Here is an 18,558-nt window from a genome sequence, read left to right on the forward strand (position 1 = left end):
GTGACCGTCCGCGGTCCTTCATATACCGCTGCTTTCATGATGACTTCCCTCGGTGTCGCGGCACGACGACCGCGGCACGGCGCTGATGAGACGACGCGAAGAGCCCGGCACCCGAAAGTCGCCGTGACGGGGTCCCTGGCTCCGGCAACGCCTCCGCGGGCCGCTCACCCGGATCAGGTGGAACGGTGTTCCGCCGCCGGCCTGCCCGACGGAACTCCGGCACTCCGACGGCGTGCGGTGCGGGTCCCCGTCGGCCTCCGACGTGAAACAACCACCCACCGATCGATCAGCGGATTCTCGTCCCCGGACGGCCACCGGTCCGGGGCACGTCTCCGGCTCAGGTCACCGACCGGTCGTCGTGCTCGTCCGCCCGCATGCGGCGACGTTCCTGTTCGCGCTTGGAGAAGGCGGCCGCCCGGATCGCCTCGTCGCTCTCCAGACCGGATCCCAGCGCGCCGCCCACCGTGGCGATCGACGCGACGAACCAGGACAGCGTCCAGTACTCCGTGGCGTGCAGCGGGGTCCGGGTCATCGAGGCGAAGACCTTGTCGTTGAGGATGAAGAACGCCCACACCAGGTTGATGGCCAACAGACCCGCGTAACAGACGACCACGCCGATGCCCAGGGTCACGACCGTGGACGCGTTGTAGAGAGTCGTCCTCTTCCGCTCCTCCCGTGAGGCATCCGTCGATCGGTGCCACAGCTTCGCGTCCACGATCAGCCAGCCGATCATGAGCGCGATGGACCCGAACATGGCGATCACGAGACGCGGCGTGCTCAGCGCCTCGGACAGGCTCCAGAGGGTGGAGTTCACGGTGGCGATGGCTCCCGTGGCGAGGGCGGCCGCCAGGGCTTTCGACAGGCCCGGCACCAACCGCCACGGCTGGTTGGCGCGGACCATACCGCTGAGCACCCTCAGGTAACCGCCCGGCCCGCTGACGACGTACCGCAGATCGGCGGTCTCGTCCTCACCGATCGGACCCGGGTGGACAGGCGCGAGACGACTGGTGAAACGTCCCAGCGAAGGACGCCGGGAAGGTTCCTCCTCCCCGGTGGCACGCGGAGTCGCCAGGCTGAGGACGGCTTCTTCGACCGCCCGCAGGGCCCTTCTCCGAAGTCGCAGGCCCCCCAGCGACGGAAGGGACAGCAGCGCCACGCCGTGTTCATGACTCAGTTCCACGACGAGCTTGCGCCCGTGCGAGTGCAGGGGCAGGTCGGTGAGGGCCACGACGACGTCCCAATGTTCCCCACGCGCGCGGTCCATGATCCGGCGCGTCAACGTGGACAGGTCCTCGGTCCCCCCGGTGAAGGGCTCACTGACCACCTTGACGTCGAAGCGGCGCCCCTGGCCCGCTCTGTCGGCGAGCCGAGCGGGAAGTACACGGGCGATGCGCCGCGCGATCTGCGTCGGCGCGTCCGGATCCGCCAGGAGAGCCACGACCGTGACGCCCTGCGACGATTCCCGCATGACCGGACCCTTCTCGTCGGCTGCCCCCGCGCTCACGGGTCCCCCAGGATGCTCCCGGGACACCGGGGCGGGCGCCGGGAGGCGAAGGTGCGAGGCGCGCCGGGCGAACCGATCGACGCCACGCTCGGTCCGGCACCCGGGGACCGGCCCACGAACTACGAGGCCGGCAAGGCGCCGAGCTGAACCGCAGACCGCAGACCCATGGGCAGAAGACCGGACCACCCCTCGGCCTGGACGGCATGGGGGTGGCCCGGTCAGCGGAATCCCAGGTCGGGACCCGGTGTCGCGGTATCGGGGCGGTCGGCGTAGCCGGCCACGACGGCGGGCGCGCCGAACGAGCGCCCGTCACGTGAGGCGGCACGGCCCCCGTGGGTCAGCTGTCGCCCACCCGGGAACCCAGCGTCAGTTCCACCGTGTGCTCCTGGCCGCCGCGCTTGTAGGTGACCGTCACCTTGTCGCCCGGCTTGTGGGTCCAGATCTCGCCGATCAGGGTCGGGCCGCTGTCGATCACGTGGTCGTCGAGCTTGGTGATGACGTCACCGGACTTGAGGCCGGCCTTGTCCGCCGGCCCGCCCGCCTCGACCGCGGCGGAGCCGCCCGTGCCCTGTTCGGTGATCTGCGCGCCGTCACCGGAGTCCTGCAGGGAGACGGACGCACCGATGCGCGCGTACACCGGCTTGCCGGTCTTGATCAGCTGTTGGGCGACGTACTTGGCCTGGTTGATCGGGATGGCGAAGCCCAGGCCGATCGAGCCGGACTGACCGGTGCCGAAGCCGCCGCTGCCGGTGGACTGGATCGCGGAGTTGATGCCGATGACCGCGCCGGACGCGTCCAGCAGGGGGCCGCCGGAGTTGCCGGGGTTGATCGACGCGTCGGTCTGCAGGGCGCTCATGTACGACGACTTGCTGCCGGAGCCGCCGTCGCTGGAGGCCACCGGACGGTTCTTGGCGCTGATGATGCCCGTGGTGACCGTGTTGGACAGGCCGAAGGGGGCGCCGATGGCGATGGTCTCGTCGCCGACGGCCACCTTGTCGGAGTCGCCGAGGGCGAGCGGCTTGAGGTCGGAGGGGGCGTTCTTGAGCTTGATCACCGCGACGTCGTAGCCCTGCGCGTGGCCGACGATCTCGGCGTCGTACTTCTTGCCGCTCGGGAAGGTGGCCGTCAGCTTGCCGCCGTCCACCGCGTCCGCCACCACGTGGTTGTTGGTGACGATGTGACCCTGGGTGTCGAAGACGAACCCGGTGCCCGTGCCGCCCTCGCCGCTGGTGCTCTCCGCCTCGATGGTCACCGTGCCGGGCAGCGCCTTGGCGGCCACGTTGGCGATCGTCCCCGGCGCGCGCTTGACCTGCGTGGCACCGCTGTCGGTCGCGGAGACGGTGGTGGAGCCGCGGTCGTCGCGGTCCTTGGCCAGCGTGTAGCCGAGGCCGCCGCCCAGGCCGCCCGCCACCAGCGCGGCCACCAGGACCGCCGCCACGAGCCCGCCGCGTCCGCCGCGCGGCTTGGGTGCGGGCTGCTGGTAGGTGCTCCCCCAGCCGGTGCCCGGGACGCCGGAGCCGCCGTCGGCGTACGCCGGGGTGGCCTGCGGCGGAGGCGGCCAGGTGCCGTCGGGGGCCGGGCCGGGCTGGTGCGCGGCGCCGTAGTCCGCCGCCGAGATCGCCGGGGCCTCGTGGGGCACGGGCGGCAGCGGAGCCGTCGGCGCGTTCCCCTCCGGGGCGGGGCCCTGCGGTGAAGCGGCGGGAGAGGCCATCGGCACGGGAGGTGCGGACGGCGCCGGGGGTACCGCGTTGCCCTCGTTCTCGGTGCTCACAGGTCTTCTCCTCGATCCACGCCTGGTGTCGTCGGTCGCACTGGTCTGCGGTCAGCTTTTCCCACGGGCCGTCAGAGCACCATAAGCGGTGGCTGTGGGTCCGGCAGTCGTCTTTATATAGGTTTATATAGGATCTTCCGAGCAAAAGTTTTGTAACGTGCATGCCGCAGGGCCCCGTGCACCGCACGAACGCGCCCGCGCCGCCCCGTCTGCCCGGCGACGGTGGCACCATGACGCGGTGACCCACGCACGACAGCACTCCCTCCAGGTCGTCGCCCACCGCGGCGCCTCCGAGGACGCACCCGAACACACCCTCGCCGCCTACCGGAAGGCCATCGAGGACGGCGCGGACGCCCTGGAGTGCGACGTACGGCTGACCGCGGACGGCCATCTGGTCTGCGTCCACGACCGGCGGGTGAACCGTACCTCCAACGGCCGCGGCGCGGTCTCCGCGCTGGAGCTGGCCGATCTGGCCGCCCTCGACTTCGGCTCCTGGAAGACGCGCGAGGCCTGGCACGGGCGGGACGAGGAGCCCGACTGGGAACACCGGCCGGAGGACCGCGAGGAGACCTCCGTGCTCACCCTGGAGCGGCTGCTGGAGCTGGTCGCGGACGCCGGGCGGCGGGTGGAGCTGGCCATCGAGACCAAGCACCCCACGCGCTGGGCCGGCCAGGTCGAGGACCGGCTGCTGACCCTGCTGAAACGGTTCGGGCTGGACGCGCCGGCCTCTCCCGCCGAGTCACCGGTCCGCGTCATGAGCTTCTCGGCGCGTTCGCTGCACCGCGTGCAGGCCGTGGCGCCGACGCTGCCGACGGTGTACCTGATGCAGTTCGTCTCGCCCCGGCTGCGCGACGGGCGGCTGCCCGCGGGCGTGCGCGTCGCGGGCCCCTCGATCCGCATCGTGCGCAGCCACCCCGCGTACGTGGAGCGGCTGAAGCGGGCCGGTCACCAGGTCCACGTGTGGACCGTGAACGAGCCCGAGGACGTCGATCTCTGCGTGGGGCTGGGCGTCGACGCCATCATCACCAACCGCCCGCGCGCGGTGCTGCGGCGACTGGGCCGCTGAGCCGGCCGCCGCCACCCCCTGGCGCGCGCGTGCCCGTCACGGGGTGTGCTCCGGCGCGTTCGCCGCGTGACCGCCTGTGTCGAATGCGTCACCGGAAGAGGATTGGCCGGTTTCCGGCACAGGCCAGGAGGGCATCCACCCCATGGCGTGGGGCGAAGGAGGTCTCGGGGGTGGCGTTGGTGGTGGCACAGGAGGTGCCCACGTCGTCGAGCATGGCCGTACCCCATGGCCCTGCGGGCGTGGGGAAGGCGCGGCACCGGATGCGGGCGCAGCTGCGCAGCGGTGGCGTGTCCGAGTCGGTCATCGACGACGCCGTACTGATCCTTTCCGAACTGTTGAGCAACGCCTGTAAGCACGGGCGGCCCCTGGGGGACGCGCCGGCCGGGGACGGGGACGTCCGCGCCGCATGGCGGGTCGACGCGCGCGGGCGGCTCGTCGTGGAGGTCACGGACGGCGGCGGCCCGACCCGCCCGGCGCCGGCCACGCCCTCGGTGACCGCGCACGGCGGTCGCGGGCTGAACATCATCACGGCCCTCGCCGACGACTGGGGCGTCCGGGACGACGTCCAGGGCGAGGTGACCGTCTGGGCGCTGGTCCACGAGGACGTCCACGATCCCGATGCCGGGTGCCGCCGCGACGGTTTCGCTACGCGCGTCACCAGATCCGCGCCGCTGCCGGGCCTGTCCGGTCTGTCCGGCCTGTCCGGCCTGGACTTCACCGAGACGTTCGACGAACTGGACTGAGCCGGGGCGGTCCCGCGTTGTCGAGGGCGGTGCGGTCCCGCGTCGTCGGGGACGTACGGGCGGACGACGTGTCTCCCGTCCACCGTCCGCGGATTCACCCGCCGGCGTCGAGCGCGCGTGCGTTGTCCACAGGTTCCCGTCGGCCATGGTCGGAACGGCTAGGCTCCGGACGTACGAGAAGAGCCGTAACCGGGAGACACCCACCATGGCCAAGAAGCGACCCCAGACGAAGGCCAAGCCGCAGCCGATCGACGGGGAGATCCCGGTTGTCGGCGCCCGCGAGCCCTGCCCCTGCGGCAGCGGCCGGCGCTACAAGGCATGTCACGGCCGGGCCGCCGCGCACGCCGCGACCGAGCTGGTGCAGCGCCCGTTCGAGGGACTGCCCGGCGAGTGCGACTGGGTCGCGCTGCGCGAGCTGGTCCCGGCCGCGACGGCCGGGCTGCCCCTGCGCGACGGCCTGCCCGAGGGCGTCCCGTCGGTCACCCTGGCCACCGTGCTGCCGATGGCCTGGCCCGCGCTGCGCCGCGACGACGGCTCCGTGCTGCTCGGCCTGCAGAACGACACGGCGTCCGGTGACATCAGCCGCGACCTCGCCGACACGCTGCTGCGGGCGCTGGAGGCCACGCCCGGCACCCCGGTGCAGGGCCGCCGGGCCCCCGCCGAGGGTCCGCGCCTGCAGGATCTGCTCGACCCGGAGGGTGCGTTCGAGCCGGTCGTGCACAGCGGCTTCGAGTTCTGGGTGCCGGACGCGGAGAACGCCACGCCGGAGGTGGCGGCCTCCCTGGAGCGGGCCAACGCCGCCGCCATCCCGACCGTGAAGCTGTCCGGCGTGGACGCCGCGTACTGGTGCGAGACCCCGGAGAAGAACCACCTGCGCTGGGTCATGCCCCACCCGGAGGAGCAGCTTCTGGACGCCCTCGCGCGGTTGCACGCGGCGGGCCGGTCCAGCCTCGGCGAGGGCACCAGGCTCGTGGGCTCCTTCCGTGCTCACGGACTGATCGTGCCGGTCTGGGACCTGCCGACCGGGGTCACCGCGGAGGACGTGGAGAAGCCGGCCGCCGAGTTCGCCGAGCGCCTCGCCGCCGCCCTCGCCGTGCAGGAGCCGCTGACCCCGGACGAGCGCCGGGCGCGCGGCGGCCTGACCAACCGGCAGGTCACGCTGAGCTGACTCCCGCGCCCCGGTGTCACGGCTGACTGGTCGGTCAGCCGTGACACCGGGCCGTGCGGCAGGTGACTCCTGTCACAACTGCCGGTTCGGACAGGGCAATCGGTGTCCGAATAGCCAACCCGGAATTTGCGAACCGCCGATCTCTTGTTACCGTTCCAGTAGCCCGGTTGCTGGTGCATCCCCCGTCGCCAGCAACCGGGTCTTTCCATGCCCGCGTACGGTGGGCCCGCGCGGCGATCGGCCGCCAACTCCCCCTGCGGGTTCAGGAGTTGCTGCCGGAGCGGAGCAGCAGCGCCCCCGCCGGACCGCGCTCGGCGAACTCGGTGACGGCCGTGTACGCGTCCGGGCCGCCCCGGCTGCGCTCGCGCGGCGTCTCACAGGTGGCGGGCTCGTCGTCGGCCCCGGTGGCGCAGCGCATCTGCACGGTCCGGTCGTCCGGGCCCATGAGGCTCAGCACGGAGTCCAGCGACTCGCCGGTGGCGTTGCGGTAGTAGGTGCGCGCCCAGGTGTCCTCGCCCTGTGTCAGCACACAGGTCTGCGCCTCGATGCCCTCGGGCGAGGTGACTTCGGGACCGCAGCGGGCGGCGGTGGCGAGCCCGAGGCCGAGCAGGCGGGGGGAGTGGCCGCCGGCGTGGGGGCGGGTTCCGGCGTCACCGCGGGAGACGGCCGGTACGGCGGGCCGGCCGGTGCCGCCCGGCTGCCGCGCGGAGGCCACGGCCAGCGGCAGCGCGGCCATCACCGCCACGAAGCCCACGAGGGCGAGCAGCCGGAACCGCCGGGGGTCGGGCTTTCGGTGGTTCCGCCGGCCTCGGTGCGGCCGTGGCGCGCGGTGCGGCCGTGGCGCGCGGTGCGGCCGTGGGGCTCGGTGACCGCCGGGTTGACGCTGCATATGCGGACGATAACGAGCGAGCGGGGCTCGCCCGCCCCGCCCGCGCCCGACACCCCTACAACTCGGGCGCGCTCACACCCGTACGAGTGAGGGCGTCGACCACGGCGTCCACGACGGCCTCCACATCGGGCACCCACGGCGCGGCCGAGCCGGGCAGCGGCGCGCGCTCCCAGCGGACGGCGCCCTGGCCGGTCTCGGACGGGGGCAGCGCGAGATAGCCGCCCTCGCCGTGGAAGCGCAGGGAGCCGGGGACGAAGTCCTTGGCGTAGAGCAGTTCGCCGAGCTGCTCCAGGGAGTACGGCTTGACGAGCAGCGCCCAGCGGGTGGGCGAGGCGATCACCGGTCCGAGCCGCATGCCGCGCCGGTCGAGCAGGGCGAGGGCGCGGGAGGCGGCGAGCGCCGGCAGGCTGACCGCGCAGGGCGCCTTGCCCCCGGTGGCCAGGACGATCGGGGCGGCCGGCCGGTTGGTCCACCACCAGCGCACCATGCGCGCGTCGGTGCTGGCGGCGAGCAGGCCGGGGTCGAAGGGGTGCGCGCCGGGCACCGTGCACTCCGGGTCGGGGCAGGCGCAGCGGGCCCGCCCCTGCGGGTCCGGCGCCACTCCGGGGAGCACCGGCCACTGCCACTGCGTCGCGAAGGTCAGGGCCGCGCCGATCAGTTCAGGCCTCCCGCCGTTCCGCCTGGACAGAAGCCTGCGTCGCCTTCCGAGGATCTCGCGCATGAGCGCTCGTTCCTTTCCGTTGCACCGCTGGCAACACCGTGGACCACATCACACCATGTGTCGATCACTTCACTGGGCGTACCTGTTGGCGCATCACACCCCCGCGCACGGCAGGGGGAACCCCGTGGGGTCGAGCGTTGGCCGCGTCCGCGTCCATAGTGCGTCTATCAAAAGCACGGCTGCGGCGTGGGGGTGGCGAAGTCTGGCGTTTTGCCGTCGCGCGTATTTCTCTCCGCCTCCGCCACGGGAGGATGGGGCTCGGCCGTCGGTGGCTATGACGCCCGGGTCCGTCGCCAGGTTCCGGGTGGCCCCCAACCACCCCTGGCCTTCTCCGAGTACGTACCCATCACGACCGCTGTGACGCTCCGTGGAGCAAGGCCAGTCGACCGCAATGAACCGATACCTAAGGCAGTTTTGAGCCAACTTGGCAGTAAGGCAAGGGGTTCGAGGAAAACCCTCACGAACCTCATGGACACCAGGAATCCCCGCAGGACAATGCTGGACATCCCCTCACGAGTGCGTGTACATGTGGAGACACTGCTAGCGGCGCAGAATGACATGGGGGTTTGCGATGCTTTTCAGCAATACGCACCGGTCTGAAGGCCGGACGCCATGAACGCCCCGCACCCTCCGAAAGTGGCTGGAATCGATTCAACGGTTCCCACTCCCGCCCACACTGCCGCACCCGTCTCCCCCGCCACAGGTCCCGCGCCAGCGGTCCCCGCGCCGCACAGCCCCGCCCCCGGCGCCCTGCTCCAGGACCGGCTGGCCGGCTGGGTCTCCGACCTCACGACCCTCCACGAACTCACCGAGCGCCTCTCCCGCACGAGCGCCCTCGACCCCGCGCTGCACGAACTCCTGCGCGGCGGTGCCGCCCTGGTCGGCGCCCGCCGCGGCCTGGCCGTCCTGGAGCCCGCCGACGGCGACGGTCCCCGCACCACCCTCGGCCTCGGCCTCGGCCGCGCCGACCTCGGCCACCTCGAGACCGTGCCGGGCTCCGCCCTGCCGTACGACACCCGCGGCGCCGCCGAGACCGTGCACCCCGACCTGTTCGCCGAGGAGGGCCTCGACCCGCGCCACCGCGAGGTGGCCGCCCGCCTCGGCTACGCCGCCAGCTACTCCCTCCCGCTCGCCACCGATTCCGCCGGCCGGCTCGGCGCCGTCGTCTGGCTCTACGACGAACCGGCCGAGCCGCACGAGCGCCGGCGCCACCTGGCGGGCCTGTACATCCGGCACGCCACCGAGCACCTCGCCCGGCTGCTGGAGGTGGAGCGCACGCGCGCGTGCGTGGCGACCCTCACCGAGGAACTGCTGCCCGCCCGGCTGCCCCGGGTGCCCGGCGTCCAGCTCGCCGCCCGGCACCGCACCGGCCCCCGCGGCGGCGGGGACTGGTACGACGCCCTGCCGCTGCCGGAGGCGGCCCTCGGCCTCTCCGTCGGCTCGGTCACCGGCTCCGGGCCGAGCGCGGTGGCCGCCATGGGACGGCTGCGCGCCTCGCTGCGCGCGTACGCCGTGATGGAGGGCGAGGACCCGGTCGCCGTCCTGTCCGACCTGGAGCTGCTTCTGCGGCTGACCGAGCCGGCCCGCTCGGCCACCGCCCTGTTCGCCTACTGCGAGCCCGCCGTGCGCAAGGTCACCCTGGCCGGTGCCGGGCACAGTCCGCCGCTGCTGATCGGCGAGCGGCGCACCGAGTTCGCCGAGACCTCCGTCTCCGCCCCGCTCGGCATGCTCGCGTGCTGGGAGGCGCCCAGTGCGGAGATCCAGGCGGAGGCCGGGGAGACCGTCCTGCTCTACACCGACGGGCTGCTGCACCGCACCGGCGACCCGATGGACCGGGCCTTCGCCCGGCTGCACGCCGCCGCCGCGGGTGTTCCGCGCGCGCTGCGGCAGGATCCGGGAGCCGTCGCCGACCACGTCCTGCGCGCGGTCCTGCCGGACGGCCTGGACGCGGCCGACAGCGAGGAGGACGTGGTCCTGCTGGCGGCCCGCTTCGACTGAGCCGCACGCTCCGGGCGGCCGGCATGACCGGGCATAACAGGTCATCCGCCCCCGCCCGCTCCTGGTACGACCGTACGATGATGGTGGTCCCCGCCCGGCCACAAGCAGGAGCGTCGCGGGCCCCGGGGGAGATCACTGGCGTATCGAGGAGGATCACGTGTCCGACGAGCTCAACCCGGCCGTCCCCGACTCCGCTACCGCGGAGGGCCCGGAGACCGAGGCCGAGGAGACCGTCAAGCAGCGGAAGAACGGCCTGTACCCGGGCGTCTCCGACGAGCTTGCCGAGAACATGAAGTCCGGCTGGGCCGACACGGAGCTGCGTGACCTGGAGCCGATCCCGCAGGCCGCCGAGACCGCGCGCCGCCGCGCCGCGCTCTCCGCCCGCTTCCCGGGCGAGCGCCTGGTGATCCCGGCGGGCAACCTGAAGACCCGCTCGAACGACACCGAGTACCCCTTCCGCGCCTCCGTCGAGTACGCCTACCTCACCGGCAACCAGACCGAGGACGGCGTCCTGGTGCTGGAGCCCAGGGGCGACGGCCACGAGGCCACCCTCTACCTGCTGCCGCGCTCCGACCGCGAGAACGGCGAGTTCTGGCTCTCCGGCCAGGGCGAGCTGTGGGTAGGCCGCCGGCACTCCCTCACCGAGTCCGAGACGCTGTACGGCATCCCGGCCGCCGACGTGCGGGAGCTGGCCGACCAGCTCCGCGAGGCCACCGGCCCGGTCCGCGTGGTGCGCGGCCACGACGCCGGCATCGAGGCGGCCCTGACCGACAAGGTCACCGCCGAGCGCGACGAGGAGCTGCGCGTCTTCCTGTCCGAGGCCCGTCTGGTCAAGGACGAGTTCGAGATCGGCGAGCTGCAGAAGGCCGTCGACTCGACGGTCCGCGGCTTCGAGGACGTCGTCAAGGTCCTCGACAAGGCCGAGGCGACGAGCGAGCGCTACATCGAGGGCACGTTCTTCCTCCGCGCGCGCGTGGAGGGCAACGACGTCGGCTACGGCTCCATCTGCGCGGCCGGCCCGCACGCCTGCACCCTGCACTGGGTCCGCAACGACGGCCCGGTCCGCTCCGGCGACCTGCTGCTGCTGGACGCGGGCGTGGAGACCCACACCCTCTACACCGCCGACGTCACGCGCACGCTGCCGGTCAACGGCACGTACAGCGAGATCCAGAAGAAGATCTACGACGCCGTGTACGAGGCCCAGGAGGCCGGTATCGCGGCCGTGAAGCCGGGTGCCAAGTACCGCGACTTCCACGACGCCGCACAGCGCGTGCTGGCCGAGCGGCTCGTCGAGTGGGGCCTGGTCGAGGGACCGGTCGAGCGGGTCCTGGAGCTGGGCCTCCAGCGCCGCTGGACCCTGCACGGCACCGGGCACATGCTCGGCATGGACGTCCACGACTGCGCCGCCGCGCGGACCGAGACGTACGTGGACGGCACGCTGGAGCCGGGCATGGTGCTCACCGTCGAGCCGGGGCTGTACTTCCAGGCCGACGACCTGACCGTGCCGGAGGAGTACCGGGGCATCGGCGTCCGGATCGAGGACGACATCCTCGTGACGGAGGACGGCAACCGGAACCTGAGCGCCGGGCTGCCCCGGCGGTCGGACGAGGTCGAATCCTGGATGGCCTCCCTGAAGGGCTGATCTGCGTTTGAATGGCCGGGCACCGGGGAGGTGCCCGGCCATTTCGTCTGCGGGTGGCGCCGTGGCCGGCCGCGCGGTTCCCCGCGCCCGCTCGGGGCGCGGGCAGTGACGGGGGTGGAAACGTGGACGACTTCTGGTCGGGCGTCGGTGTCGACCTGCATCTCGAACCCGACGCGGCCGACGGTCGCCGGGCCGGGCTCGAACGGGCCCTCAGGGACGCCGTACGGGACGGGCGGCTCGGGCCCGGCACCCGGCTGCCCGCCACCCGGCGGCTCGCGGCCGACCTCGGGATCTCCCGCGGCACCGCGAAGGCCGCCTACGACCAGCTGGTCGCCGAGGGCTACCTGACGGCACGGCAGGGTTCGGGCACCCGGGTCGCCGAGCTGCCGGCCGTGCAGGCGGAGGAGCCGGGGACGGACACGCGCGCGCGGGCGCCGCGCCTGGACCTGCGTCCCGGCAGCCCGGACGTCGGCGCCTTCCCGGCGGCGGCCTGGCTGCGGGCGCTGCGCCGCGCCATAGCGACGGCACCCTCGCTGGCGTACGACTACGGCGACCCGCGCGGCCGGATCGAGCTGCGCACCGCGCTCTCCGGCTACCTGGGGCGGGCGCGCGGGGTGCTGGCGCCGCCGGAGCGCATCGTCATCACCTCCGGCTACGTGCAGGGCCTGGCGCTGCTCACGCGGGTGCTGGACGGTGCCGCCGTCGCCATGGAGGACCCGGGGCTGCCCTTCCACCGGGAGGTGGTGCGGCACAACGGCGGCACGGTCCTGCCGGTGCCGGTCGACGCGCGCGGGGTACGGCCCGAGGAGCTGGGCGGGGCCGCGGCCGTGGTGGTCACGCCGGCCCACCAGTACCCGACCGGGGTGACCCTGCACCCCGAGCGGCGCCGGGCGCTCACCGACTGGGCACGCGCGCGGGGCGGGCTGATCGTGGAGGACGACTACGACGGCGAGTTCCGCTACGACCGCCAGCCCGTGGGCGCGGTGCAGGGGATGGCGCCGGGCCAGGTGGTGTACCTGGGCACCGCGTCCAAGACGCTGGGCCCGGCGCTGCGGCTCGGCTGGATGGTGCTGCCGCCGCACCTGGTCGACGCGGTCGCCGACGCCAAGCTGCACAGCGACCACCACACCGAGACCATCGGCCAGCTCGCGCTCGCCGAGCTGATCGACAGCCACGCGTACGACCGCCATGTGCGCGCGTGCCGGCTGCGCTACCGGCGGCGCCGGGACCAGCTGCTGGACCGGCTGGGGGCGCGCCGGAGCGTGCGCGGGATCGCGGCCGGACTGCACGCGCTGATCGAGGTGCCGGACGAGGCGGCCGTCCTGGAACGCGCGGAGGCGGAGGGCCTGGCGCTGGGCGCGCTCGGCGACCACTGGCACACCCCGGGCCCCGGCCGGCCCCAGGGCCTGGTCGTCGGCTACGGCACCCCCAGGGAGCGGCTGTACCCGGAGGCCCTGGAGACGCTGGCGAAGGTCCTCGGCCGGCTCGGCGGCACCGGCAGGGCGACCGCTAGGCCGTGAGCAGGGACGGGTCCTTCCGCCATTTGAGGATCTTGTCGAAGCTGACGACCGTCCCGCCCCGGCCGGCCTTCGGGCCGATGTGCACGTGGTCGGCCAGTTCGCGGATGAGACAGAGGCCGCGCCCGTGCTCGGCGTCGGGGCGGGCCGGCCTGGGGTCGGCCGGGCGGGTGAAGCCGGGACCCGCGTCGGTCACTTCGATACGGCACTTCTCCCCGTCGAGGTAGGCGGTCACCCGGTACGCCTCCGAGGCGCCACGGGCGGTGTCCCCGCCGTGCTCGACGGCGTTGGCGCAGGCCTCGCTCAGGGCGACGGACAGGTCGTAGGAGATCTCCGGGTCGACCCCCGCCGTCTCCATCGTGCCGATCAGCAGCCGCCGGGCGAGCGGCACACTGGCGGCCTCGCGCCGCAGATGGAGTGACCACCAGATGCTCATGCTCCAGCCTCCCGGCCGCGGCTCGACATACCGTTACGTATTGCCGCCCGTAGGCGGCCGTAAGCACTCCGTCGACATCTCAGCGCCCATCCGGCCGATGCGCCGGGGGAGGAATCGGTGTATGAGGGACGCCTCAGGCGCCCTGCCGTAGGCACGCGGTGAGGGCAGTGCGATGATGACCCCGCCATGACTGCCCCCCACCCGCGCACGGCGCACTCCGGAGCCGGGCTCCGGATCCTGCGGGCCGCGGTGTTCGCCGCGGTCTGCGTCGCGCTGGCCGCCGGCGGGCACTCCCTGGCCTCCTGCGCGCGCGTGCCGCTGTGGACGCTCGGCGCGGGCTTCCTCGGCGCCCTGCTGCTCGTGGCACCGCTCGCCGGGCGGGCCCGCTCGCTGCCGGGCATCGCCGTGCTCCTCGCCCTCGGCCAGACCGTGCTGCACACGCTGTTCGGGCTGGGCCAGCACGGGGTGACGATGGCCTCCGCCGGGATGTCGACGGCCGCGACGGGGCCGGCGGCCGGCGGGCCGGCGGGCGCCGCGCTGAGCGACAGCGCGCTGGTCGAGCGGGCCGCGCGGCTCGTATGCGGCTCGACCGCCGCGTCCATGACTCCGGGACACGCCTTCCGCCTGCTGCTCGACGCGCGTCTCATCGACCGCGCCGGCCGGCCGACGTCCGCCCTGGCCGGCCACCAGCACGTCCACGACGCCACCGGCGCCTCGGCCGGTCTGCTGCCCTCGCTGCCGATGCTGCTCGGCCATGTGCTCGCGGCCGTCGCCGCCGGCTGGCTGCTGCGCCGCGGGGATCTCGCGGTGCTGCGGCTGATCGAGCTATCGGCGCATGGAGTCGCGGAGGGGGCGCTCGTACGATCCCTGCGCGCGGCTCTCGCGCTGACGCGCGCCCTGTGCGCCGGGCTGCTGCCCGCCACCGGGCCGGGCCCGCGCCGTCCGCGTCCCGACCGGGACGGGGCACCGGCCCCGCACACCGCCGTACTCCAGCACACGGTGATCCGGCGCGGCCCGCCCGCCGCCGCCCTCCTCCTCGCCGCCTGACGCGGCCACTGCTCCCCCGACACGGACCCGGTGCGCCGCCGACGCGCGGCACACGCGCGTGCGCGTTCCCGGTCAGCCGAACGGCCGATTTCCGTGCCGTACCGCCACATCACCCGGCCCACGCGCGTATCCCTCTTCATCACCGGTTCCCACTCGAAGTGGAGTGCTTCCTTCCATGAAGGCTTCTCGTATCGCCGCCGCCGCCGCTGTCGCGGGTACTGCCGTCCTCACCCTGTCCGCCCCCGCCTTCGCGCACGTCTCCGTGCAGCCGGAGGGCACCGCGGCCAAGGGCGGTTACGCGGTCGTGGACTTCAAGGTCCCGAACGAGCGCGACAACGCCTCGACGACCAAGCTCGAGGTGAACTTCCCGGCCGACCACCCGATCGCCTCGGTGATGCCGGAGGCGATCCCGGGCTGGAAGATCGACATCACCAAGTCCAAGCTGGCCAAGCCGCTGACCATGCACGGCGAGAAGATCGACGAGGCCGTCACCAAGGTCACCTGGACCTCCGACGGCAAGGGCATCGAGCCCGGCTACTTCCAGAAGTTCCCGCTCTCCCTGGGCGCGCTGCCCGAGAACACCGACCAGCTGGTCTTCAAGGCGGTCCAGACGTACTCCAACAAGGAGGTCGTCCGCTGGATCGAGGTGCCGCAGGAGGGCCAGGACGAGCCGGAGAACCCGGCCCCGGTCCTGGAGCTGTCCGCCGCCACCGACGACCACCACGGCACGGCGAGCGCGGAGAAGACCTCCGAGAAGACCGGGCAGACGGCCGCCGCCGCTGACTCCGGCGACGACAGTGACACCACCGCGCGCGTGCTCGGCGTGGTCGGCATCGTCGTCGGCGTCGCGGGCGTGGCCTACGGCGTCCTCGCGGGCCGCCGCCGGACCGCCGCCTGATCCTCCGTTCCACCGCGCGCACCGGGGGCCGTACGACCCCGCCACCCGGACCGTCGCACGACCCCGGTGCGCGCCGGAGTACACACATCTGGGACATTTCTCTATGCGCAAGAAGACGTTCACCGCGGCCGTGCTGCTCGCCGCCGCCACCCTGACCCTCTCCGCCTGCGGCAGCGACGACGACGGCAAGCCGCCGGTCACCGTGGTCTCCGGAGGGTCGGACGCGGACAAGGCCGCCACCGTGCTGGACCAGCCGTTCGACAAGCCGGACCTGGTCCTCACCGACACCCACGGCCGGAAGTACGACCTCCGCAAGGCGACCCAGGGACACCCGACCCTGGTCTACTTCGGCTACACGCACTGCCCCGACATCTGCCCGACGACGATGAGCAACATCGCCGTCGCCAAGAAGGCGCTGCCCAGGGCCGAGCAGAACGACCTGCGGGTCGTGTTCGTCACCACCGACCCCGGCCGCGACACCCCGGCCGAGCTGGGCAAGTGGCTCAAGGGCATCGACCCGCAGTTCATCGGCCTGACCGGCGACTTCGCCAAGATCCAGGCCGGCGCCCGGTCCGTCGGCATCTCCGTGGAACCGACGACGAAGGACAAGAACGGCAAGCTCGTCTCCGTCCACGGCACCCAGGTCGTCGCCTTCTCGCCGAAGACCGACGCCGGGTACGTCCTCTACGGCGAGGACACCACCGTCGACGACTACACCAAGGACCTGCCCAAGCTCGTCGAGGGAGCCACCCCGTGAGGCGCCGCGCCGCCGTGCTGACCACGGGCGCGCTCGCCGGGGCCCTGGCCCTCACCGCCTGCTCCGGGTCCGGCTCGGAGCCGGACAGGGCCGAGCTGTCCGTCGGCTCCTCCTACATGCCCCAGCCCGTCTCCGCCGACATGGCCGCCGGGTTCCTGACGATCACCAACAAGGGCGGGACCGGGGACGAACTGACCTCGGTCACCAGTGACGTCGCCGGCGAGGTCACCATGCACAGCACGGTCGGCGGGGCCATGACGGAGAAGTCCTCCTTCGCGATACCGGCGCACGGGCGGCTCGTGTTCCGAAGCGGCGGCAACCATCTGATGTTCGAGCGGCTGAAGCGCGCGCCGAAGCAGGGCCAGACGGTCACCGTGAAGCTCACCTTCAGCAGGTCCGGGCCGGTCACCGTCGAGATGCCCGTGAAGTCCGCCACGTACAACCCGTCGACCGGCCACTGAGGGAGGGACCACCGTGACCCGGACCATCACCCCCCGCGTGCGGATCCTGGTGCTGCTGTTCATCGCCGTCACCGGCGCGCTGCTGGCGGGCGCCGGACCGGCCTCCGCCCACGCGGCGCTGACCGGCAGCGACCCCGCGCAGGGGGTGGTGGCCGCCAAGGCACCCACCCAGGTGTCGCTCACCTTCTCCGAGAAGGTGGCGCTGAACGACGACTCCCTGCGCGTCCTCGACCCGAAGGGCAAGCCGGTCCAGACCGGCGGCCCGGCCAACGTGAGCGGGACGACCTACGCCGTACGGCTCAAGAGCGGCCTGGCCGACGGCACGTACACCGTCACCTACCAGGTCGTCTCCGCGGACAGCCACCCCGTCGCCGGCGCCTACACCTTCTCCATCGGGGCGCCCTCGCGGACCGTCGTCTCGGGCACCGGCCCGGCCGCGGGCGGCGGGGTCGTGGGCGGGCTCTACGCGTTCGGCCGGTACGTGTCGTACGCCGGGTTCATCGTGCTCGCCGGCGGCGCCGCCTTCGTGCTCGCCTGCTGGCGGCGCGGCGCGGGCGTACGGCCCCTGCAGCGCCTGGTCGTCGGCGGCTGGGTCGCGCTGACGGCGGCCACCTTGTGGCTGCTGCTCCTGCGCGGCGCGTACACCGGCTCCGGGAAGGTCGCCGACGTCTTCGACCTCGAACTGCTCGGCCAGGTGCTGCAGACCAAGACCGGTGCCGCGCTGGTGTCCCGGCTGCTGCTGCTCGCCGCCGCGGCGCTGTTCGTCGCCGTCCTCTTCGGCGCTTACACCCGGCGGTCAGAGGGCGAGGAGAAACGCGACCTGACCTTCGGGCTCGCCGTCGGCGGCGTGGTCGTCGCGGCCGGACTCGCCACCAGCTGGGCCATGGCCGAGCACGCCTCGACCGGGCTCCAGCCGGGCATCGCCATGCCGGTCGACGTCGTCCACCTGCTGGCCGTCGCCGCCTGGCTCGGCGGCCTCACCGCCCTGCTGACCGCGCTGTACCGGGCACCCGCCGAGACCCCGGTCGAGGCCGCCGCCGTACAGCGCTTCTCCCGGGTGGCCTTCGGAAGCGTCCTCGCCCTCGTCGTCACCGGCGTCTACCAGTCCTGGCGGCAGCTCGGCTCGTGGTCGGCGTTCACCGAGACCCGCTACGGACAGCTGCTGCTGGTCAAGATCGGGCTGGTGGCGGTGCTGGTCGGCATCGCGGCCGTGTCCCGGCGGTGGACGGGGCGGCTCACGGACCCGGCCGTCCGCACCGGGAGGACGGAGAAGGACCAGGCCCGCAAGGAGCGGGTCGCCGCCTCGAAGGCGACCGGCGGCAAGGGCACCGGCGCCGGTTCCCGGGACACCCGGCGCGCCGCCCAGCTCGCCCGGCAGCGCGCGGCCGTCGACGCCGCCCGGGAGAAGCGGCTGCGGGACGGCGACCCGAACCGCTTCGGCCTGCGCCGCTCGGTGCTCGCCGAGGCCGGCGTCGCCATCGTGCTGCTCGCCGTCACCACCGCGCTGACACAGACCGAGCCGGGCCGCACCGAGCAGGAGGCCAAGGCGGCCACCTCCACGTCGGCGGGCTCCGGCACCTCGGCGACGTCCGGCGCGCTCACGCTGGACATGCCGTTCGACACCGGCGGCACCGACGGCAAGGGCGTCGTCAGCATCGACCTCGACCCCGCGCGCGTGGGCGGCAACGAGATGCACGTCTACGTCCAGCGCCCCAACGGCCGGGCCTTCGACGTCCCGGAGGTGAAGGTCTCCTTCACCCAGGAGGCGAAGAAGATCGGTCCGCTTCCCGTGAACCCCGACCACATCACCACCGGCCACTGGTCGGCGAACGGAGTGCAGATCCCCGTGGCCGGCGACTGGAAGATCGCCGTCACGGTCCGCACCTCCGACATCGACCAGGTGACCGTCTCCAAGAACGCTCAGATCGGCTGAACCACAC

The 18,558-nt window shown here is 73.2% G+C and carries 16 protein-coding genes; 11 read left to right on the plus strand and 5 right to left on the minus strand.

Annotated elements, in window-relative coordinates:
- Positions 1–337 precede the first annotated feature (337 nt).
- Both AB0946_RS08565 and AB0946_RS08570 read right to left on the minus strand, forming a co-directional pair.
- Positions 338–1,468: a hypothetical protein gene (locus AB0946_RS08565; RefSeq protein ID WP_366759833.1), complete on the minus strand. Its 1,131-nt coding sequence runs from the start codon at positions 1,466–1,468 to the stop codon at positions 338–340.
- 373 nt (positions 1,469–1,841) lie between these two features.
- Positions 1,842–3,275: a trypsin-like peptidase domain-containing protein gene (locus AB0946_RS08570; RefSeq protein WP_366759834.1), complete on the minus strand. Its 1,434-nt coding sequence runs from the start codon at positions 3,273–3,275 to the stop codon at positions 1,842–1,844.
- Between the two features lie 238 nt (positions 3,276–3,513).
- Between AB0946_RS08570 and AB0946_RS08575 the strand changes: the two genes are divergently transcribed.
- From AB0946_RS08575 to AB0946_RS08585, 3 genes are all read left to right on the plus strand, one after another.
- Positions 3,514–4,341 carry a glycerophosphodiester phosphodiesterase gene (locus tag AB0946_RS08575; protein ID WP_366759835.1) on the plus strand — a complete coding sequence of 276 codons (828 nt, stop codon included), beginning with the start codon at positions 3,514–3,516 and terminating at the stop codon, positions 4,339–4,341.
- An 83-nt stretch (positions 4,342–4,424) separates the two neighbouring features.
- Positions 4,425–5,084 (plus strand): ATP-binding protein, encoded by a 660-nt coding sequence (locus AB0946_RS08580; protein ID WP_366759836.1) that lies wholly within the window; start codon positions 4,425–4,427, stop codon positions 5,082–5,084.
- 205 nt (positions 5,085–5,289) lie between these two features.
- Positions 5,290–6,252: a DUF5926 family protein gene (locus AB0946_RS08585; RefSeq protein ID WP_366759837.1), complete on the plus strand. Its 963-nt coding sequence runs from the start codon at positions 5,290–5,292 to the stop codon at positions 6,250–6,252.
- 262 nt (positions 6,253–6,514) lie between these two features.
- On the opposite strand, the gene AB0946_RS08590 is transcribed toward AB0946_RS08585, so the two are convergent.
- Entirely contained in the window at positions 6,515–6,988 is a 474-nt protein-coding gene (locus tag AB0946_RS08590; RefSeq protein ID WP_366760274.1) for a hypothetical protein, read from the minus strand.
- Positions 6,989–7,196: 208 nt separating this feature from the next.
- Positions 7,197–7,862, minus strand: a complete 666-nt coding sequence (locus AB0946_RS08595) for a bifunctional DNA primase/polymerase (protein ID WP_366759838.1) — start codon at positions 7,860–7,862, stop codon at positions 7,197–7,199.
- A 612-nt stretch (positions 7,863–8,474) separates the two neighbouring features.
- Between AB0946_RS08595 and AB0946_RS08600 the strand changes: the two genes are divergently transcribed.
- From AB0946_RS08600 to AB0946_RS08610, 3 genes are all read left to right on the plus strand, one after another.
- Entirely contained in the window at positions 8,475–9,860 is a 1,386-nt protein-coding gene (locus AB0946_RS08600) for a PP2C family protein-serine/threonine phosphatase (RefSeq protein ID WP_366759839.1), read from the plus strand.
- 157 nt (positions 9,861–10,017) lie between these two features.
- The gene (locus AB0946_RS08605; RefSeq protein ID WP_366759840.1) at positions 10,018–11,502 is read left to right on the plus strand and encodes an aminopeptidase P family protein; all 1,485 of its coding nucleotides are present in this window, start codon (positions 10,018–10,020) and stop codon (positions 11,500–11,502) included.
- Between the two features lie 122 nt (positions 11,503–11,624).
- Complete coding sequence (locus tag AB0946_RS08610; RefSeq protein WP_366759841.1) at positions 11,625–13,022, plus strand: PLP-dependent aminotransferase family protein; 1,398 nt, start codon at positions 11,625–11,627, stop codon at positions 13,020–13,022.
- On the opposite strand, the gene AB0946_RS08615 is transcribed toward AB0946_RS08610, so the two are convergent.
- Positions 13,012–13,455 carry an ATP-binding protein gene (locus AB0946_RS08615; RefSeq protein ID WP_366759842.1) on the minus strand — a complete coding sequence of 148 codons (444 nt, stop codon included), beginning with the start codon at positions 13,453–13,455 and terminating at the stop codon, positions 13,012–13,014. The two genes, AB0946_RS08610 and AB0946_RS08615, sit on opposite strands and share 11 nt — an antisense overlap.
- Positions 13,456–13,641: 186 nt before the next feature.
- Here AB0946_RS08615 and AB0946_RS08620 point away from each other — a divergent pair, with 186 nt between their 5' ends.
- From AB0946_RS08620 to AB0946_RS08640, 5 genes are all read left to right on the plus strand, one after another.
- On the plus strand, positions 13,642–14,502 hold the full coding sequence (locus AB0946_RS08620; RefSeq protein WP_366759843.1) for a hypothetical protein: 861 nt from the start codon (positions 13,642–13,644) through the stop codon (positions 14,500–14,502).
- Positions 14,503–14,677: 175 nt separating this feature from the next.
- Positions 14,678–15,400, plus strand: coding sequence for a YcnI family protein (locus AB0946_RS08625; protein WP_366759844.1), 723 nt, complete (start codon positions 14,678–14,680; stop codon positions 15,398–15,400).
- 103 nt (positions 15,401–15,503) lie between these two features.
- Positions 15,504–16,157: an SCO family protein gene (locus AB0946_RS08630; RefSeq protein ID WP_366759845.1), complete on the plus strand. Its 654-nt coding sequence runs from the start codon at positions 15,504–15,506 to the stop codon at positions 16,155–16,157.
- Complete coding sequence (locus AB0946_RS08635; protein WP_366759846.1) at positions 16,154–16,618, plus strand: copper chaperone PCu(A)C; 465 nt, start codon at positions 16,154–16,156, stop codon at positions 16,616–16,618. Before AB0946_RS08630 ends, AB0946_RS08635 begins: the two co-directional genes overlap by 4 nt.
- Before the next feature lie 13 nt (positions 16,619–16,631).
- On the plus strand, positions 16,632–18,551 hold the full coding sequence (locus AB0946_RS08640) for a copper resistance protein CopC (protein ID WP_366759847.1): 1,920 nt from the start codon (positions 16,632–16,634) through the stop codon (positions 18,549–18,551).
- Positions 18,552–18,558 lie beyond the last annotated feature (7 nt).

It is taken from the genome of Streptomyces sp. NPDC046870, from assembly GCF_040704595.1.
Classification (GTDB): domain Bacteria; phylum Actinomycetota; class Actinomycetes; order Streptomycetales; family Streptomycetaceae; genus Streptomyces; species Streptomyces argyrophylli.

Coding starts and splice junctions, on each gene's coding strand:
- AB0946_RS08565 (WP_366759833.1), bottom strand. CDS start 1,468: ATGCGGGAATCGTCGCAGGGCGTCACGGTCGTGGCTCTCCTGGCGGAT.
- AB0946_RS08580 (WP_366759836.1), top strand. CDS start 4,425: ATGCGTCACCGGAAGAGGATTGGCCGGTTTCCGGCACAGGCCAGGAGG.
- AB0946_RS08585 (WP_366759837.1), top strand. CDS start 5,290: ATGGCCAAGAAGCGACCCCAGACGAAGGCCAAGCCGCAGCCGATCGAC.
- AB0946_RS08590 (WP_366760274.1), bottom strand. CDS start 6,988: ATGGCCGCGCTGCCGCTGGCCGTGGCCTCCGCGCGGCAGCCGGGCGGC.
- AB0946_RS08595 (WP_366759838.1), bottom strand. CDS start 7,862: ATGCGCGAGATCCTCGGAAGGCGACGCAGGCTTCTGTCCAGGCGGAAC.
- AB0946_RS08600 (WP_366759839.1), top strand. CDS start 8,475: ATGAACGCCCCGCACCCTCCGAAAGTGGCTGGAATCGATTCAACGGTT.
- AB0946_RS08615 (WP_366759842.1), bottom strand. CDS start 13,455: ATGAGCATCTGGTGGTCACTCCATCTGCGGCGCGAGGCCGCCAGTGTG.
- AB0946_RS08620 (WP_366759843.1), top strand. CDS start 13,642: ATGACTGCCCCCCACCCGCGCACGGCGCACTCCGGAGCCGGGCTCCGG.
- AB0946_RS08625 (WP_366759844.1), top strand. CDS start 14,678: ATGAAGGCTTCTCGTATCGCCGCCGCCGCCGCTGTCGCGGGTACTGCC.
- AB0946_RS08630 (WP_366759845.1), top strand. CDS start 15,504: ATGCGCAAGAAGACGTTCACCGCGGCCGTGCTGCTCGCCGCCGCCACC.